We start from the raw sequence: 15,114 nt of genomic DNA on the forward strand, positions 1-15,114 counted from the left end.
CGTGCGAGGGAGGCGGGGCGGGAAGGAACGGCCCGGGGCGCGGACGCACCTCCGGTGGTCCGTGAGGGCTAGATGAACTTCTGGCCCGCGAGGAACTCGGCCAGCTGCTTGCCGCCCTCGCCCTCGTCCTTGACGATCGCGCCCGCCGTACGGGCCGGACGCTCGGCCGCCGAGTCCACGGCGGTCCAGGAGCCTTCCAGGCCGACCTCGTCCGCCTCGATCTCCAGGTCCTCGAGGTCCAGCGACTCGACCGGCTTCTTCTTCGCCGCCATGATGCCCTTGAAGGACGGGTAGCGGGCCTCGCCCGACTGGTCCGTCACGGAGACCACGGCCGGCAGGGAGGCCTCGAGCTGCTCGCTGGCGCTGTCGCCGTCGCGGCGGCCCTTGACCGTGCCGTCCTCGACCGAGACCTCGGAGAGCAGCGTGACCTGCGGGACGCCCAGGCGCTCCGACAGCAGCGCCGGCAGGACGCCCATGACACCGTCGGTGGAGGCCATGCCGCAGACGACCAGGTCGTAGCCGGTCTTCTCGATGGCCTTGGCGAGCACCAGGGACGTGCCGATGACGTCGGTGCCGTGCAGGTCGTCGTCCTCGACGTGAACGGCCTTGTCGGCGCCCATCGACAGCGCCTTGCGCAGCGCGTCCTTGGCGTCCTCGGGGCCCACCGTCAGCACGGTGATCTCCGCGTCGTCCGCCTCGTCGGCGATCTGCAGCGCCTGCTCGACGGCGTACTCGTCGAGCTCCGACAGCAGACCGTCGACGTCGTCTCGGTCCAGGGTCAGGTCATCGGCGAAGTGCCGGTCGCCGGTGGCGTCGGGCACGTACTTCACACAGACAACGATCCTCAAGCTCACGCCGGCTCTCCTACTGCATCGTCTTTTCCGGGCTGCCTTGTTGCACGCAACATAGGCGCCTTCTGGGGTGGTTTCCGGTCGGGTCGACCGATGTGCCAAGCGAAATATTACTCGCCAGTACAACCAGTGTTTTACCCATGAGCAAGCGCTTGGAACTGTGACCTTGCCAACGCGGCCGGTTCGGGGGCACCTGCTCGCGTTCAGTCTCGCAGAGCCGTGAATCGGCCTTGGTGGTAGACCAGCGGCCGGCCGTCGTCCGGCGGCTCGCCGAGGACCGCCTCGGCGATCACGATGCGGTGGTCCCCGGCCGGGACCCGGGCCACCACCCGGCAGATCAGCCAGGCCACCACCCCGCCGAGGAGGGGCACGCCCTGCGGTCCGGCACGCCAGTCGGTGGACGGCCCGAACCGGTCGGCGCCGCTGCGGGCGAACGTGGCGGCCAGCTCCCGCTGGTCCTCGCCGAGTATGTGCACGCCGACGTGCTCCGCCTCGGCCAGCACCGGCCAGCTCGACGACGAGGTGCCCACGCCGAAGGAGATCAGCGGGGGCTCGGCGGCGACGGAGGTGAGCGAGGTGGCGGTGAAGCCCACCGGGCGCTCACCGGACGCGGTGATCACCGCGACACCGGCGGCGTGCTGACGGAAGACGGAGCGCAGCAGGGCGGGGGAAGCCGTCCGGGGCGTGCCGATACCGGTCGAGGCCGTCATGCGGGAGTCCTTCTTCGAGGGGTGTGCGGTCGGGGCGGGGTGTGTCAGGCACCCGGACAGCGCGCACTGGCGTGGCGCATGAGGTCCACGTGGGCCCGGCCGTGAAGAAGGAGTGCTGGCGGCATAACGTCAGACTGACGATGCGTGGTGTGCACCGTCAAGCCCGTTCCACCAGGTGGGAGATGTGTCACGGCCCGTCACATCGCCTGGCCCAGGGCCGCGACGACGTCCGCCGTACGCGGTGTTCCGGTCGCCCTGCGCACGACGCGGCCCTGCGCGTCGAGCACCAGGACGGTCGGTGTGCGGCTGATGCCGAGCCGGCGCACCAGCGTGAGATGCGCCTCGGCGTCGATCTCGATGTGGGCCACCCCGTCGACCATCCCCGCCACCTGCGTGAGGACGCGCCGGGTGGCCCGGCACGGTTGACAGAAAGCGGTCGAGAACTGCACGAGCGTCGCCCGTTGCCCTCGTTCCGCGCCGAGTTGGTCCGCGTCCAGCGTGTCGGCGGCCGTTCGCCCTTCCATTCCGCTCTCCTTCCGAGTCCTCCGCACACAGCGTCAGCACCGCGTCGACGCATTGCATTCCCGGTGGATTCACGTGACGAGAATCTCCCGCTCAGGCCCCTGTGGGGCTGGCCACGGCGTCGCGCATGGGGCACGATCGCCCCAATGCCGAAAACCTACGGCTGCGTAACTTCCGCCGGGAGAACCCTCCCGAGGCATTGAAGAAGGGTCCTCATCCAGATGGCAGAACTCGTCTATCGACCGGTCATCGGCGCCGCTCGCACCCTGTTCAAGGCGCTCGACCTGAAGATCGACACACAGGGTTCGGAGCACATCCCGAAGACCGGTGGTGCGGTGCTGGTGAGCAACCACATCAGCTATCTGGACTTCATCTTCACCGGACTCGGGGCGCTGCCCCAGAAGCGCCTCGTCCGTTTCATGGCGAAGGACTCGGTCTTCCGGCACAAGGTGTCCGGACCGCTGATGCGGGGTATGAAGCACATCCCCGTCGACCGCAGCAGGGGCGAGGACGCCTACGCGCACGCGCTCGCGTCGCTGCGGTCCGGCGAGATCGTGGGTGTGTTCCCCGAGGCGACCATCTCCCAGTCCTTCACGCTGAAGAGCTTCAAGTCGGGTGCGGCACGGCTGGCCCAGGAGGCCGGGGTCCCACTGGTCCCCATGGCGCTCTGGGGCACCCAGCGACTGTGGACCAAGGGCCGCCCGCGCAACTTCCGCCGCAGCCACATCCCGGTCACGATCCGCGTGGGCGAGGCCCTGGAGGCCCCCGCCGACCAGTACGCGGGCGCGATCACCCGCCGGCTGCGGGAACGCGTGCAGGAGCTCCTGGAGGCCGCGCAGCGCGCCTATCCGGTGCGTCCCAAGGACGCGAGCGACACCTGGTGGGTGCCCGCCCACCTCGGCGGTACGGCCCCGACGCCCGCCGAGGTGCGCGAGCGCGGCTGATCCGCGGCCTCCTCGGACCCCCTTCCGCGGCCCGCCCGGCACCCGGCTCTCCGGTGCCGGGCGGGCCGTACGGCTGTCCGGGACCGGATCACAGGGCGGTGGGGTAGTCCCGCCACAGCGCCGGGCGGTCCCGGGCGTTCCGCAGCGCGCGCAGGATCGCCGGGTGCGCCACCGCGTGGACGAGGGGGTAGTCCACTTCGCCGTACTCCGCACGCGGCACCCAGGCCAGTTTCTCCTCGTCCACGGAGAAGTGGGCGTCCACGCCCGGCTTGTTGCCGCGCGGGTCCTGCCGCGCCCAGCCGGTGGATCCGGGCAGCCGCACCGCGATCAGGCCGTGCACGGCCGGACGCGCGCCGTCGTCGGTCAGCCGCTGGTAGCAGAGTCCGGCGGGGACGCCTCCGGCCCGCAGCAGGGCGGCCAGGGCGTGCGCCTTGGCGCAGCAGATGCCGGTGCGTGCCTCCAGGACGTGGGACGCGCGCCAGGTGACGCGCGGGTCCCCGGTGTCCGAGGAGTGCGGGATGTCGTCGCGCACGTGAGCATAGGCGGCGGCCGCGTACGCGTATGCGTCGAGGGCCCCGGCTCCGAGGCGCCGCGCCGTCTCCCGTACGAGCGGGTGCCCGTGGTCCATGACGTCGTCGGCGGCGAGATAGGCCGACAGGTCGGGCTCCTGCTGGGTAAGTTCCATGACCGGCGAGCATAAGGATGCGGTCGACCGAATAGCAATACTCTTTCGGTCGACCGCATAGGTATGCACTACGAGGAGGCCATCTCCTCCTTGAGCGCCTGCACGAACGCGTCGACGTCCTCCTCGCGGGTGTCGAAGGCGCACATCCAGCGCACGTCCCCGGCCGTCTCGTCCCAGAAGTAGAACCTGAAGCGCTTCTGCAGCCGCTCGGAGACGTCGTGCGGCAGCCGGGCGAAGACGGCGTTGGCCTGCACCGGGTAGAGGATCTCCACCCCGTCCACCGCGCCGACGCCCTCGGCGAGCCGCCGCGCCATGGCGTTGGCGTGGCGGGCGTTGCGCAGCCAGAGGTCGCGGGCGAGCAGGGCCTCCAGCTGGACGGAGACGAACCGCATCTTGGAGGCGAGCTGCATCGACAGCTTGCGCAGGTGCTTCATGGCGCGGACGGAGTCCGGTTCCAGGACGACGACGGCCTCACCGAAGAGCGCGCCGTTCTTCGTGCCGCCGAAGGAGAGGACGTCGACGCCGGCCACGGTGGTGAACGCCCGCATCGGGACGTCCAGCGACGCTGCGGCGTTGGCTATCCGCGCTCCGTCCAGGTGCACCTTCATCCCGCGCTCGTGGGCGTGGTCGCAGATCGCCCGGATCTCGTCGGGGGTGTAGACCGTGCCCAGCTCGGTGTTCTGGGTGATGGAGACGACCTGGGGCATCGCCCGGTGCTCGTCGTCCCAGCCGTACGCCTGGCGGTCGATGAGCTCCGGCGTCAGCTTCCCGCCCGGGGTCTGCACGGTGAGCAGCTTCAGCCCGCCCATCCGCTCCGGCGCCCCGCCCTCGTCCACGTTGATGTGCGCGGACTCGGCGCAGATCACGGCGCCCCAGCGGTCGGTCAGCGCCTGGAGGGCGACGACGTTGGCACCGGTGCCGTTGAAGACGGGGAAGGCCTCGGCGGTGGGCCCGAAGTGGCTGTGCATGACCCGCTGCAGGTGGCCGGTGTAGTCGTCCTCGCCGTAGGCGACCTGGTGTCCGCCGTTGGCGAGGGCGAGGGCCGCGAGGATCTCCGGGTGCGCGCCCGCGTAGTTGTCACTGGCGAAACCGCGTACCTGCGGATCGTGGTGCCGTCGCGCGTCGGTCCTCACGGTTGCGGGGTCAGCCACAGGCGCTTTCCGTTCACTTCTCCGGCGGGCGTGTCCCAGACACCGGCGATGGCCTCGGCCAGCTCCCCGACGTCCGTGAATCCCGCGAACTTCGCATTCGGGCGCTCGGCGCGCATCGCGTCGTGCACCAGTGCCTTGACGACCAGGATCGCAGCCGCCGCCGTCGGGCCCGCGTCGCCCCCCGCCTTGCGGAAGGCGTCGCCGAGGGCGAGCGTCCATGCCTCCGCGGCCGCCTTGGACGCCGCGTAGGCCGCGTTGCCGGCGGTGGGCCGGCTCGCCCCGGCGGCGCTGATCAGCACGTAACGGCCGCGGTCGCTGCGCTGGAGCACGTCCTGGAAGGCGAGGGAGGTCGACTGCACGGTACGGATCAGCAACTTCTCCAGGAAGTCCCAGTCGGCCAGGCTCGACTCCCCGAGACCGGAACCGCCGCGCCAGCCGCCCACGAGGTGCACCAGCCCGTCGATCCGTCCGAACTCCGCCTCGGTCCGGTCGGCCCACGCGCGGGCCGCGGCCGGGTCGAGCAGGTCGACGGTCTCACCGGTGACGGTCGCGCCACCGTGTGCGTAACGCGCCGCGTCCACCGCTTCGGCGAGCCGCTCGGGGTGCGCGTCGCAGGCGACCACGGTCGCGCCCCCCTCGGCCAGCCTGAGCAGCGTGGCCCGGCCCGCCGCTCCGGCCGCTCCGGCGACCGCGACCACCGCACCTTCGAGCACGCCGCTCCCCTCACCCCTGGATGCTGTTGCGTTCATGGCCACCGCCTCCTTGGAACCTGCGCTCACGCAGCTGCCCGCCCGGTCTCCGCCGCGGTGATCCCCTTGGTCGAGGCGATCACGTGCTTCAGCTTCTTGGCGAGCGCCTCATAGAACATGCTCAGGGGAAACTCGTCCGGAAGCACGTCGTCGACGAGCTTACGCGGGGGCAGAGTGAGGTCCAGCGCGTCCGGGCCCTTGGCCCAGCGGGATCCGGGGTGCGGAGAAAGATAGCGGGCGACCAGGTCGTACGCGGCGAACCAGTGCACCAGCTTGGGGCGGTCGATGCCGTCGCGGTAGAGCTTCTCGATCTCCGCGCAGAGCTGGTTGGTGACCTCGGCGGCACGGGTCCAGTCGATCTTCAGCGTGTTGTCGGTCCAGCGGACCACGTCGTGCCGGTGGAGGTAGGAGAAGAGCAACTGCCCGCCCAGGCCGTCGTAGTTGCGGACACGCTCGCCAGTGACCGGGAAGCGGAACATCCGGTCGAACAGCACGGCGTACTGCACGTCACGGCCCTGGGAGAAGCCGTCGGCCTCGAGCTTCACGGCCTCCTTGAACGCCGTGAGGTCGCAGCGCAGCTCCTCCAGGCCGTACATCCAGAACGGCTGGCGCTGCTTGATCATGAACGGGTCGAAGGGCAGGTCGCCGTGGCTGTGGGTGCGGTCGTGGACCATGTCCCAGAGCACGAAGGCCTGCTCGCAGCGCTTCTGGTCGCCGATCATCTCGCGGATGTCCTCGGGCAGTTCCAGGCCCAGCAGGTCGACGGAGGCCTCGGTCACCCGCCGGAACCGGGCGGCCTCGCGGTCGCAGAAGATGCCGCCCCAGCTGAACCGCTCGGGCGCCTCGCGCACGGCGATGGTCTCGGGGAAGAGCACCGCGGAGTTGGTGTCGTACCCGGACGTGAAGTCCTCGAAGGTGATCCCGCAGAACAGCGGGTTGTCGTAGCGCGTCGCCTCCAGGTCGGCGAGCCACTCGGGCCACACCATCCGCAGGACGACGGCCTCGAGGTTGCGGTCCGGGTTGCCGTTCTGCGTGTACATCGCGAAGACGACCAGATGCTGGAGCCCGTCGACGCGGTTCTTCGCGGGCTGGAAGGCGAGCAGCGAGTCGAGGAAGTCCGGTATGCCGAAGCCGTCCGCGACCCAGCGGCGCAGGTCCGAGGCGAGGGCACGGTGGTAGGCGGCGTCGTGCGGGAGCAGCGGCGAGAGCTCCTCGACCGCGGCGACCACGCGCTCGACGGCCGCGGCCGCGGCCTCGGCGGAGGGGGCGCCTTCCGCGGCGAGGTCGACGGAGCCGTCCTTGGACTGCCAGGGGCGGATCTCCTCGACGGCGCCCTTCAGCGTCGCCCAAGCGGGGTGCTCGACCACCCTCGGGGAAGGATCTTTCGTGTCAGGCGCGGGAGCTTGCTCAAGGATTTCCGTCATGACACTTCCTTCACGGGAGAACCTGCCGTCACGGCCACCGTATCCGTGGGCTGCTCGATCGGACAAGTGGAGAGCAGAAAATTATCCGGTCACACCTCATTATCACCGCGTTTTTTCCTGTCATACATCCCTGAGGCAACTTCTTCCGCCGCGGGGCGGAGGAGATTCGGCGCCCGGCGCACAAGAACTGGTTGTCTGGGTAGGAACTGCACTCGGTACAGCCGACGACGGACGGAAGCAGGGGTGTCTTGACTTTTCTCATCCTCGGTCACCGCGGGGTGATGGGCGTGGAACCGGAGAACACACTGCGGTCGTTCGCGCACGCCGAGCGGGCCGGCATGGACGCCGTGGAACTGGACCTGCACCTGAGCAAGGACGGCGCGCTCGCGGTGATGCACGACGCGGACGTGGACCGCACGACGGACGGCAGCGGGCCGATCGCGGAGAAGACCCTCGCGGAGCTCCGCGCGCTCGACGCCGGCGGAGGCGAGCGGGTCCCGGTCTTCGAGGAGGTGCTCGACGCGGTCGGCTCCCCCGTGCAGGCGGAGATCAAGGACGTCGCGGCGGCACGCGCGCTGGCCGAGGTGATGCTCCGACGCGGCCTCGTCGACAGGGTCGAGGTGTCCTCCTTCCACGACGAGGCGGTCGCCGAGATCGCGCAACTGGTGCCCGGGGTGCGCACGGTGCTGATCGCGAGCCGCTGGGGCGGCGACGTCGTGGAGAGGGCGAAGGCGGCGGGCGCGGCCACGCTGGCACTGAACATCCGCCGCCTCACGCTGGAGGTGGTCGAGCAGGCGCACGCGGAGGGCCTGAAGGTGATCGGCTGGGTGGTGAACACCGAGGACCACCTGCGGCTGGCGCACGCGCTGGGTCTGGACGGCGCGACGACCGACTACCCGGAGATCCGCCGGGCGGGCCGCCTCACCGCCTGACCCCCGTGCCCGGACCGGCTACAGCTTCTTGACCAGCAGCTCGAAGGCGAGGTCGTCGCGCTGCGGGATGCCGAAACGCTCGTCGCCGTACGGGAAGGGGCTCATCTCTCCCGTACGGCGGTAGCCGCGGCGCTCGTACCAGGCGATCAGCTCCTCGCGGACCGAGATCACGGTCATGTGCATCTCGCCCACGCCCCAGTCCTCGCGGGCCGCGCGCTCGGCCTCCGCCATGACCGTCTTGCCGAGGCCGCCGCCCTGACTGGCGGGGTCGACCGCGAACATGCCGAAGTAGGCGGCGGCGCCCCGGTGTTCGAGCTGGCAGCAGGCGACCGTCTCGCCGTCGCGCTCGGCCACCACCAGCCGGCTCGAGGGTCCGTCGATCACCGCGCGCACACCGTCGGCGTCCGTCCGCCGCCCCTCCAGCAGGTCCGCCTCCGTCGTCCATCCGGCACGGCTGGAGTCGCCTCGGTACGCGGACTGGACGAGGCGCACCAGGGCGGGCACGTCGTCCTCGGTGGCGTCACGGAAGGTGAGCTGTGACTGCTCGGTGGCCGGTGCGGTGTCCATGATGGCGTTCTCCGGGTGTGTGGTGGCCGACGGTGCCGTCCGAGACTAACGGCCTGGTTCGGGTGACGGGCCCGCTCGCCACCGGGCCGTGACCCGGCACCGACCGCCGGCGGCGGGCCTCGCGCGCTCCCCCCGCACGCCTGTCTCTACGCCCGTGCGCCCCGGTAGAACCGGCCCGGGCTGGGCATGGACCGGATGACACCGGCGTCGATCGCCGTAGGGGGTGCGCTGTGCACGGACCGGCGCTGTCCGGCTGGCTGCTGATGGTGCTGTGCTCGGTCGCGGGCGGGTACTGCCTGCTGCGCACGCGCAGCGGCACGGCGGGGGAACGCGCGACCGCACGCGCGGAGGCGGTCATGGCCTTCGGGATGGCCGCCATGGCCCTGCCCGCCGCGGTGCTGACACCGCCGCGTTGGGCGTGGACGGTGTACGCGGTGGTCTTCGGCGCCGCCGCGCTGCGGGCCCTGACGGGCGCGCGCAGCGGCGGGCACCACGTGCACCACCTGGTCGGTTCGCTGGCCATGGTCTACATGGCGGTGGCGATGGCCCCCGGTCTTGCCGGAGCCGCGCACGAGGGCCACACGGCCCACGCGGCGGCCGGAGGCGTGCCCCTGCTGACCGGGGCACTGCTGGCCTACTACGCGCTCTACGTCCTGCGCTCGGCGGGAGGCCTGATACCCGTGACGGCGGCCCCGGCGGGCACCCCGGTCGCGGTGGGGACCCGCATCGCCTGGGGGGCCCGTCCCGAGCTGGCGCTGGCCTGCCGGCTGACGATGGGGATCGCGATGTTCGCCATGCTGCTCACCCTGTGAGACGGCGGCCCCCGTCGGCCGTGTCCTGCGTCACTTGGCACGCGCGGCCATATCGGTGGGTGCCGCGGCCCTCATAGGCTGACACCCATGTTGGTCTCCCTCGTGCTGCTGCTGCTCGGTGCGCTGGCCGCCGTCGTGGCCCCCGGCCTGATGGCCCGGGCCCGGTGGCCGGAGCGCGAGCCGGTGGTGGCGCTGTGGGTCTGGCAGTGCGTGGTGGCGGCGGTGCTGCTCTCCTTCGGTCTCTCCATGACGTTCAGCGCGGCCGCCGCCTGGCAGGCGGTCCGGGGTCACGTCTTCGCGCCCGCCCCGCACGCGGTGGTGGAGGCGTACGCACTGGGCGCGTACGGGCCGTGGTCGGCGGTCATCGCGGTGCTGCTCGCGCTCGGCGGGCTGTGGACGGCCGCGATGCTCGTCCGCGAGGTCCGGCGGGCCCGGACGCGCCGCAGGCAGCGGCGCGCGGAACTGCTGGTCCGTTCCCCGCTGTTGCCGGGCGAGGAGCCGGGCGCCGGCCGCCTGGTGGTGCTGGAGGGTGAGCGCCCGGACGCCTGGTGGCTTCCCGGTACGGCTCCCCGGCTGGTCATCACCACCGCCGCCCTGGGCCGGCTGAAGGGGCGTCAGCTCGACGCGGTACTGGCCCATGAGCAGGGGCACGCGCAGGCCCGCCACGACTGGCTGCGGCACTGCTCGTCGGCGCTGGCGACGGGCTTCCCGCAGGTGCCGGTGTTCGCCGCGTTCCGCGACGAGATGCACCGGCTCGTGGAACTGGCCGCCGACGATGTGGCGTCACGGCGCTTCGGCCGTCTCACGATCGCCCTCGCCCTGGTGGAACTCAACGAGGACCGTGGGGTGTTCGGCCCCGGCCCGGCCCCTCAGGCTCAGCTCCCGCTGCGGGTGAACCGGCTGCTCGCCCCGGTGGAACGGCTCACCGCGGCCCGCCGGCTGCGGCTGACGGCGGCCGCTGCGCTGGTCCCCGTCGTACCGCTGTTGGTGGCGTTCGTCCCGGCGCTCCGCGCTCTGGGTTAGCCGACCGGGGAGACGGTCCGCGAGGATCACTCCCCATGTACTCCCCTCCGCGTCCGTCCCGCGCCATCCGCCGCCGCGCCCTGCCCGCGGGCATCGTCTGCGGGGTGCTGTCCGCCGTCCTGCTGGCCCTGGTCGCGGTGGGCTGGACCCCCCTGATGTCGCTGGACCGGACCGTGGCCGAGGCGCTCCACCGCTCGGCGGTGGCCGCGCCCGGAGCGGTCCGGGTCAACCGGGTGCTGACGGACTGGGTCTGGGACCCGTGGACGATGCGCGCGCTGATCGCCGTGGTGGTGATCGCCCTGTGGCGGCGCGGCGCCCGGGTGCTCGCCGTGCGGACGGCGGTGACCTGCGTGGCGGCCTCGCTCCTCCAGCAGGGGATCAAGGCGGCGGTCGGCCGGGAGAGGCCGCGATGGCCGGATCCCGTGGACTCCGCGCAGTACGCCGCCTTCCCGTCGGGACATGTGATGACCGCGACGGTCAGCTGCGGGCTGCTCCTGTGGCTGCTGCGGCTCTCCGGTGTGGCACCCGCCCTGTGGTGGGCCGGGGCGGCGGTGGCGGTGGTGTCGGTGACCGGCGTGTCCTTCACCCGTCTCTATCTGGGCGTGCACTGGCTGTCCGACGTGCTGGGCGGGTTCCTGCTGGGGGCCGCCGCCGTCGCGTTCTGTGCCGCCGGTCACCCCGGGCGCCCTGCGGGGCTGGGCAAAGCGGTGCCGCGCTTGTGAAGGGGGACGGGGAACGGCGACGATCGGTCCATGCGAATCAAGGGCGTGCTCTTCGACTTCTCCGGGACCCTCTTCCGTATCGAACCCGTCGAGACCTGGCTGCGCGCCGTACTGGACGAGCGCGGTACGGCGGTGGAGCGGCGGGATCTCGCCGCGTACACCGAGGGGCTGACCCTCGCGGGGGCGCTCCCCGGCGGCCCGTCGCCGCGGCGGGTGCCGCCGGAGCTGGCCGAGGTGTGGGCCGACCGCGACCGGAGCGCGGACCTGCACCGGCGGGCGTACACCGGCCTGGCGCGCCAGGTGGACCTGCCTGATCCGGGGTTGTACGACGCGCTGTACGAGCGTCACATGAGCCCGGCGGCCTGGCAGCCCTATCCGGACGCGGCACAGGTCCTGGCCGGACTGCGCGGCGCCGGTACGGCGGTCGGCGTGGTGAGCAACATCGGCTGGGACCTGCGTCCGGTCTTCCGCGCGCACGGCCTGGACGAGTTGGTCGACACCTATGTCCTGTCCTTCGAGGAGGGCGTCCAGAAGCCCGATCCGCGCCTGTTCGCCACGGCCTGCGCACGGCTGGGGCTCGACCCCGCGGAGACGGTGATGGTCGGTGACGACCGCGTGGCCGACGCGGGCGCCGCCGTGCTGGGCTGTGAGGTGCGCTTCGTGGACCATCTGCCGGTGACCGAGCGGCCGTCCGGGCTCACGTCGCTCGGGCTGGCCCCGCACACGCCGAGGAAGCCTGATCCGCACGCGGTGTGACGCCGCGCGGTAGGTGCTCGCCGGTAGGGCGCGGTGGTACGGAGGGTGAAGGATTCCGGGAGGAGATGTGAGAGATCTCCCGTCCCTGGACGGCGTGGGGACGGGCACCCCGGCCTTAGCCTGGAGGCATGTCCCCGTACCCGAACACCTCCGTTCCCGTGCGCTCCGCCTCCGTGGTCAACGACGAGATCCGCGACCTGTGGCAGCGCTCGGGCGGACTGCTGTCCCCGGAGGACGAGACGGAGTACCAGCGGCTGCTGGTGGAGTGGGCCGCGGCGGCGGGTACGAGCGTGCGGCCGGCCGTCGCGTCGGAAGCCGGCTGACGGCCGCCCTGGAGCGGGTGGCGCCCGACGGGCCGCGGCCGGTTCCGGCGATCCCCCGCATCGCCGGAACCAGGGGCATATCATGTCCCCGCCCGGCTTCCCGGTCAACGAGAATTCCGCGGACGTCCCGCCGGGCGGAGGCCGCCCGGCGGGACATCTCGTTCCGCAGGGGCGCGGGTGCGCGTGTCAGCGGTCGAAGTACTCCGGCTGCGTCTGCACGTTGAGCTCCTTCAGCCGCACCTTCTTCGCCGGGTCCGTGCGCCGGTCGTTCAGCTTCAGGACGTCGAAGCCCTTGGCGATGTCGTTGGAGTAGATGTAGCCGTTGTAGTAGTACGCCGACCAGGGGCCGGCCGTGGTGACCGCGTCCGTGGAGACGGGGCCGCGCTCGAAGTAGGCGATCTCCTTCGGCTTCGAGGAATCGGTGAAGTCCCATACGGAGACCCCGCCCTGGTACCAGGCCTGAACCATCAGGTCCTTGCCCTTCACCGGGATGATCGACCCGTTGTGCGCGACGCAGACCTCGGTCTCGGCCTGCGGGCGGTCGATCTTGAAGTAGCTGCGGAAGACGAGCTTGCGGTGGTCGCCGCGGCCCTTGATGTCGTAGATGCCGTCGGCGCCCCGGTTCGGCCCGATCTCCTCGTTGCAGGTGGCCGCGCCACCGCCGCCGAGTTCGTCGGTGAAGACGACCTTGTCGGCCTTCTGGTTGAAGGTGGCGGAGTGCCAGAACGCGAAGTTCACGTTGTCCTGGACCCTGTCGATGATCTTCGGATGCGCCGGGTCCTTGATGGAGAACAGCAGACCGTCGCCCATGCAGGCGCCCGCCGCCAGGTCCTTCGACGGCAGCACCGTGATGTCGTGGCAGCCGGTGGTCTGCGACACGCCGGGGTTGGTCGGCGCGCCCGGGTTCCCGCCGTCCGGGAAGAGCACCGGGAAGTTCACGATCCGGGACTTCTCCGGCGCGTTGCGGGGCACCTTGATGACGGAGATGCCGTCGTGCGGCGGCTGGCAGTCCGGGAACGCCGCGTTGGGCGCGTACGAGGAGACGTAGATGTACACGTCCCGGCGCTCCGGGATGATCGTGTGGGTGTGCGAGCCGCACGCGGTCTCGACGGCGGCGACGTACTTCGGGTGACGCTTGTCGCTGATGTCGAAGACCTTCATGCCCTCCCAGGAGGACTTCTCCGTGGCGGGCTGGGTGGTGCTGGAACACGAGTCGTCGCTGCGCGAGGAGTCCGTGGACAGGAACAGCAGGTCACCCGAGACGGATATGTCGTTCTGCGAACCGGGGCAGAGCACCTGCGCGACGGTCCTCGGCTTCTTCGGGTTGCTGATGTCGAAGATGCGGAAGCCGTCGTAGTTGCCGGCGAAGGCGTAATCGCCCTGGAAGGCCAGGTCCGTGTTGAGCCCCTGGAGCGCGTCCTTGGGGACGTTGGTGAGGTGCTGGATGTTGTCGCTGTGGACGATCTCGTCCACACCGGGTACCTCACCGCTCCTGATGGCGGCTTCCGCCTCCGCTTCGGCCTGCCGGCTCACGGAGACACCGCCGCTGGTGGTGGCGGTGTCACCGGGGTCGGGCGTCGCGGCCGCGGGTCCGGCCGTGAACAGCGTGGCGATCAGCCCGGCCGCGGCTGCCGCCACTCCCAGACGTCTGCGCCGCACGCTGGTGGTGTGCAACGAGGTCACTGATTCCTCCCTTGTGTCCGTCCGCAGGTGAACGGTTCCTGGACCCCGGCAGTATCGCCCGTATCATGTACACACCAACAGACGGCAACAGAGATGTAATGAAAGTTTCTGATCACCGCCTCGCGGAAGGTGTTAGGACGGTCTGCGACACATCCGTGCGGCACAGGAGGCCACCGTGTTGATACCCCGTCACCTCGCGCGCGGGCGCGCAGCCGTCCTCGGGACGCTCGCGGCCGCCGTGCTCGCGCTGGGCGGCTGTGACGCGGACGGCGGCGACGGGGAGGCCGCGGAGAAGGCCGCGGGCCCCGCGGTGGTGGCCCCCGGCAGGCCGGGTGAGCCGGCCAGGACACTCTCCCCGGACGAGGCGGTGAAGGCCGCCGGGAACGACAGCCCCAACTCCGCCGACTTCCGGTACGCGCGCATGATGATCGAGCACCACAAGCAGGCCGTCGTCCTCACCGGGCTCGTCCCCGAGCGCGCCTCCTCCACCTCCGTGAAGCGGCTGGCGGAGCGCATCGCGGCCGGCCAGCAGCCGGAGATCGGCGCCATGGAGGGCTGGCTGACGAACAACGGCGGCGACGAGCGCGAGGCGGAGGCGCACGACCACTCGGCCATGGCGGGGATGGCGACCGAGGCCCAGCTCAAGGAGTTGCGGGCGGCCCGGGGTGAGGAGTTCGACCAGCTGTTCCTGACGCTGATGATCACGCATCACCAAGGGGCGATCACCATGGCCACCGAGGCCCTCTCGGACGGCAACAACGTGCTGATCGAGGAGATGGCCGGGGACGTGCTCGCCCAGCAGACCGTGGAGATCGACCGGATGCGCGCCCTGCTGACCTGAGGCCCGGGACGCCCGTGCCCCGGCACGCGGCCGGGGCTCAGTCCTCGCCGAGCCGCTTCGCCTGGAGTTCGGCCGCGCCCAGCACGCTGTCCAGCAGGCCGGGGAAGAGGCCGTCCAGGTCCTCGGCCCGCAGGACGCTCAGCTTCGCCGTACCGCGGTAGACCTGGCGGATGACCCCGCTCTCCCGCAGCACGCGGAAGTGGTGCGTGCTGGTGGACTTGGACACCGGGAGGTCGAAGTGGGAGCAGGCCAGTTCGTCCCCCGCGCCCGCGAGCCGGCGGACGATCCGCAGCCGTATCGGGTCGGAGAGCGCGTGCAGCACGCCCTCGACGCGGATCTCCTCGCGTGAGGGATGCGCGAGCGCACGGGCGTTGGGCGTCACGGTGGCTCCCTTTCGTCCTGGGCTGTCCATTGTACGA

Annotated in this window: 18 protein-coding genes; 8 read left to right on the forward strand and 10 right to left on the reverse strand. The window is 71.3% G+C overall.

Translation table 11 applies throughout. The features are described 5' to 3' along the window. Positions 1–68 precede the first annotated feature (68 nt). From SACTE_RS02435 to SACTE_RS02445, 3 genes are all read right to left on the reverse strand, one after another. The gene (locus tag SACTE_RS02435) at positions 69–854 is read right to left on the reverse strand and encodes an electron transfer flavoprotein subunit beta/FixA family protein (protein WP_014044439.1); all 786 of its coding nucleotides are present in this window, start codon (positions 852–854) and stop codon (positions 69–71) included. 200 nt (positions 855–1,054) lie between these two features. Beyond that, complete coding sequence (locus SACTE_RS02440) at positions 1,055–1,561, reverse strand: flavin reductase family protein (protein ID WP_014044440.1); 507 nt, start codon at positions 1,559–1,561, stop codon at positions 1,055–1,057. Positions 1,562–1,758: 197 nt separating this feature from the next. Next, entirely contained in the window at positions 1,759–2,085 is a 327-nt protein-coding gene (locus SACTE_RS02445; protein ID WP_014044441.1) for a thioredoxin family protein, read from the reverse strand. Between the two features lie 219 nt (positions 2,086–2,304). Here SACTE_RS02445 and SACTE_RS02450 point away from each other — a divergent pair, with 219 nt between their 5' ends. Next, complete coding sequence (locus SACTE_RS02450; protein WP_014044442.1) at positions 2,305–3,027, forward strand: lysophospholipid acyltransferase family protein; 723 nt, start codon at positions 2,305–2,307, stop codon at positions 3,025–3,027. Positions 3,028–3,115: 88 nt separating this feature from the next. Here the strand turns inward: SACTE_RS02450 and SACTE_RS02455 are convergent, their stop codons facing one another. From SACTE_RS02455 to SACTE_RS02470, 4 genes are all read right to left on the reverse strand, one after another. Further along, on the reverse strand, positions 3,116–3,712 hold the full coding sequence (locus tag SACTE_RS02455; protein WP_014044443.1) for a transglutaminase domain-containing protein: 597 nt from the start codon (positions 3,710–3,712) through the stop codon (positions 3,116–3,118). A gap of 68 nt (positions 3,713–3,780) precedes the next feature. After that, the gene (locus SACTE_RS02460) at positions 3,781–4,845 is read right to left on the reverse strand and encodes a low specificity L-threonine aldolase (protein ID WP_014044444.1); all 1,065 of its coding nucleotides are present in this window, start codon (positions 4,843–4,845) and stop codon (positions 3,781–3,783) included. Further along, on the reverse strand, positions 4,842–5,612 hold the full coding sequence (locus SACTE_RS02465; protein ID WP_014044445.1) for an SDR family NAD(P)-dependent oxidoreductase: 771 nt from the start codon (positions 5,610–5,612) through the stop codon (positions 4,842–4,844). Before SACTE_RS02465 ends, SACTE_RS02460 begins: the two co-directional genes overlap by 4 nt. Before the next feature lie 26 nt (positions 5,613–5,638). Next, positions 5,639–7,036 (reverse strand): DUF6421 family protein, encoded by a 1,398-nt coding sequence (locus tag SACTE_RS02470; RefSeq protein WP_014044446.1) that lies wholly within the window; start codon positions 7,034–7,036, stop codon positions 5,639–5,641. 248 nt (positions 7,037–7,284) lie between these two features. Between SACTE_RS02470 and SACTE_RS02475 the strand changes: the two genes are divergently transcribed. Further along, positions 7,285–7,968 (forward strand): glycerophosphodiester phosphodiesterase family protein, encoded by a 684-nt coding sequence (locus SACTE_RS02475; RefSeq protein WP_014044447.1) that lies wholly within the window; start codon positions 7,285–7,287, stop codon positions 7,966–7,968. An 18-nt stretch (positions 7,969–7,986) separates the two neighbouring features. Here the strand turns inward: SACTE_RS02475 and SACTE_RS02480 are convergent, their stop codons facing one another. Then, positions 7,987–8,535 carry a GNAT family N-acetyltransferase gene (locus tag SACTE_RS02480; RefSeq protein ID WP_014044448.1) on the reverse strand — a complete coding sequence of 183 codons (549 nt, stop codon included), beginning with the start codon at positions 8,533–8,535 and terminating at the stop codon, positions 7,987–7,989. A gap of 230 nt (positions 8,536–8,765) precedes the next feature. On the opposite strand from SACTE_RS02480, the gene SACTE_RS02485 reads away from it, so the two are divergent. The 5 genes from SACTE_RS02485 to SACTE_RS02505 all read left to right on the forward strand — a co-directional run bounded on the left by SACTE_RS02485 (position 8,766) and on the right by SACTE_RS02505 (position 12,171). Continuing rightward, positions 8,766–9,347: a DUF5134 domain-containing protein gene (locus SACTE_RS02485; RefSeq protein WP_014044449.1), complete on the forward strand. Its 582-nt coding sequence runs from the start codon at positions 8,766–8,768 to the stop codon at positions 9,345–9,347. Between the two features lie 87 nt (positions 9,348–9,434). Next, positions 9,435–10,370: a M56 family metallopeptidase gene (locus tag SACTE_RS02490; protein ID WP_014044450.1), complete on the forward strand. Its 936-nt coding sequence runs from the start codon at positions 9,435–9,437 to the stop codon at positions 10,368–10,370. 35 nt (positions 10,371–10,405) lie between these two features. Next, complete coding sequence (locus tag SACTE_RS02495) at positions 10,406–11,092, forward strand: phosphatase PAP2 family protein (RefSeq protein WP_014044451.1); 687 nt, start codon at positions 10,406–10,408, stop codon at positions 11,090–11,092. Between the two features lie 30 nt (positions 11,093–11,122). After that, positions 11,123–11,848, forward strand: coding sequence for an HAD-IA family hydrolase (locus SACTE_RS02500; protein WP_014044452.1), 726 nt, complete (start codon positions 11,123–11,125; stop codon positions 11,846–11,848). A gap of 128 nt (positions 11,849–11,976) precedes the next feature. Then, positions 11,977–12,171, forward strand: coding sequence for a hypothetical protein (locus SACTE_RS02505; RefSeq protein ID WP_014044453.1), 195 nt, complete (start codon positions 11,977–11,979; stop codon positions 12,169–12,171). A 186-nt stretch (positions 12,172–12,357) separates the two neighbouring features. Here the strand turns inward: SACTE_RS02505 and SACTE_RS02510 are convergent, their stop codons facing one another. Next, positions 12,358–13,854, reverse strand: a complete 1,497-nt coding sequence (locus SACTE_RS02510; protein ID WP_014044454.1) for a hypothetical protein — start codon at positions 13,852–13,854, stop codon at positions 12,358–12,360. A 175-nt stretch (positions 13,855–14,029) separates the two neighbouring features. On the opposite strand from SACTE_RS02510, the gene SACTE_RS02515 reads away from it, so the two are divergent. Next, positions 14,030–14,695: a DUF305 domain-containing protein gene (locus SACTE_RS02515; RefSeq protein ID WP_014044455.1), complete on the forward strand. Its 666-nt coding sequence runs from the start codon at positions 14,030–14,032 to the stop codon at positions 14,693–14,695. Between the two features lie 37 nt (positions 14,696–14,732). Here the strand turns inward: SACTE_RS02515 and SACTE_RS02520 are convergent, their stop codons facing one another. Continuing rightward, positions 14,733–15,107, reverse strand: coding sequence for a helix-turn-helix transcriptional regulator (locus tag SACTE_RS02520; RefSeq protein WP_176724345.1), 375 nt, complete (start codon positions 15,105–15,107; stop codon positions 14,733–14,735). Positions 15,108–15,114: the final 7 nt, after the last annotated feature.

Source organism: Streptomyces sp. SirexAA-E (assembly GCF_000177195.2).
Taxonomy (GTDB): Bacteria; Actinomycetota; Actinomycetes; order Streptomycetales; family Streptomycetaceae; genus Streptomyces; species Streptomyces flavovirens.

Coding starts and splice junctions, on each gene's coding strand:
- SACTE_RS02440 (WP_014044440.1), bottom strand. CDS start 1,561: ATGACGGCCTCGACCGGTATCGGCACGCCCCGGACGGCTTCCCCCGCC.
- SACTE_RS02445 (WP_014044441.1), bottom strand. CDS start 2,085: ATGGAAGGGCGAACGGCCGCCGACACGCTGGACGCGGACCAACTCGGC.
- SACTE_RS02450 (WP_014044442.1), top strand. CDS start 2,305: ATGGCAGAACTCGTCTATCGACCGGTCATCGGCGCCGCTCGCACCCTG.
- SACTE_RS02455 (WP_014044443.1), bottom strand. CDS start 3,712: ATGGAACTTACCCAGCAGGAGCCCGACCTGTCGGCCTATCTCGCCGCC.
- SACTE_RS02465 (WP_014044445.1), bottom strand. CDS start 5,612: ATGAACGCAACAGCATCCAGGGGTGAGGGGAGCGGCGTGCTCGAAGGT.
- SACTE_RS02470 (WP_014044446.1), bottom strand. CDS start 7,036: ATGACGGAAATCCTTGAGCAAGCTCCCGCGCCTGACACGAAAGATCCT.
- SACTE_RS02480 (WP_014044448.1), bottom strand. CDS start 8,535: ATGGACACCGCACCGGCCACCGAGCAGTCACAGCTCACCTTCCGTGAC.
- SACTE_RS02490 (WP_014044450.1), top strand. CDS start 9,435: ATGTTGGTCTCCCTCGTGCTGCTGCTGCTCGGTGCGCTGGCCGCCGTC.
- SACTE_RS02495 (WP_014044451.1), top strand. CDS start 10,406: ATGTACTCCCCTCCGCGTCCGTCCCGCGCCATCCGCCGCCGCGCCCTG.
- SACTE_RS02500 (WP_014044452.1), top strand. CDS start 11,123: ATGCGAATCAAGGGCGTGCTCTTCGACTTCTCCGGGACCCTCTTCCGT.
- SACTE_RS02505 (WP_014044453.1), top strand. CDS start 11,977: ATGTCCCCGTACCCGAACACCTCCGTTCCCGTGCGCTCCGCCTCCGTG.
- SACTE_RS02520 (WP_176724345.1), bottom strand. CDS start 15,107: ATGGACAGCCCAGGACGAAAGGGAGCCACCGTGACGCCCAACGCCCGT.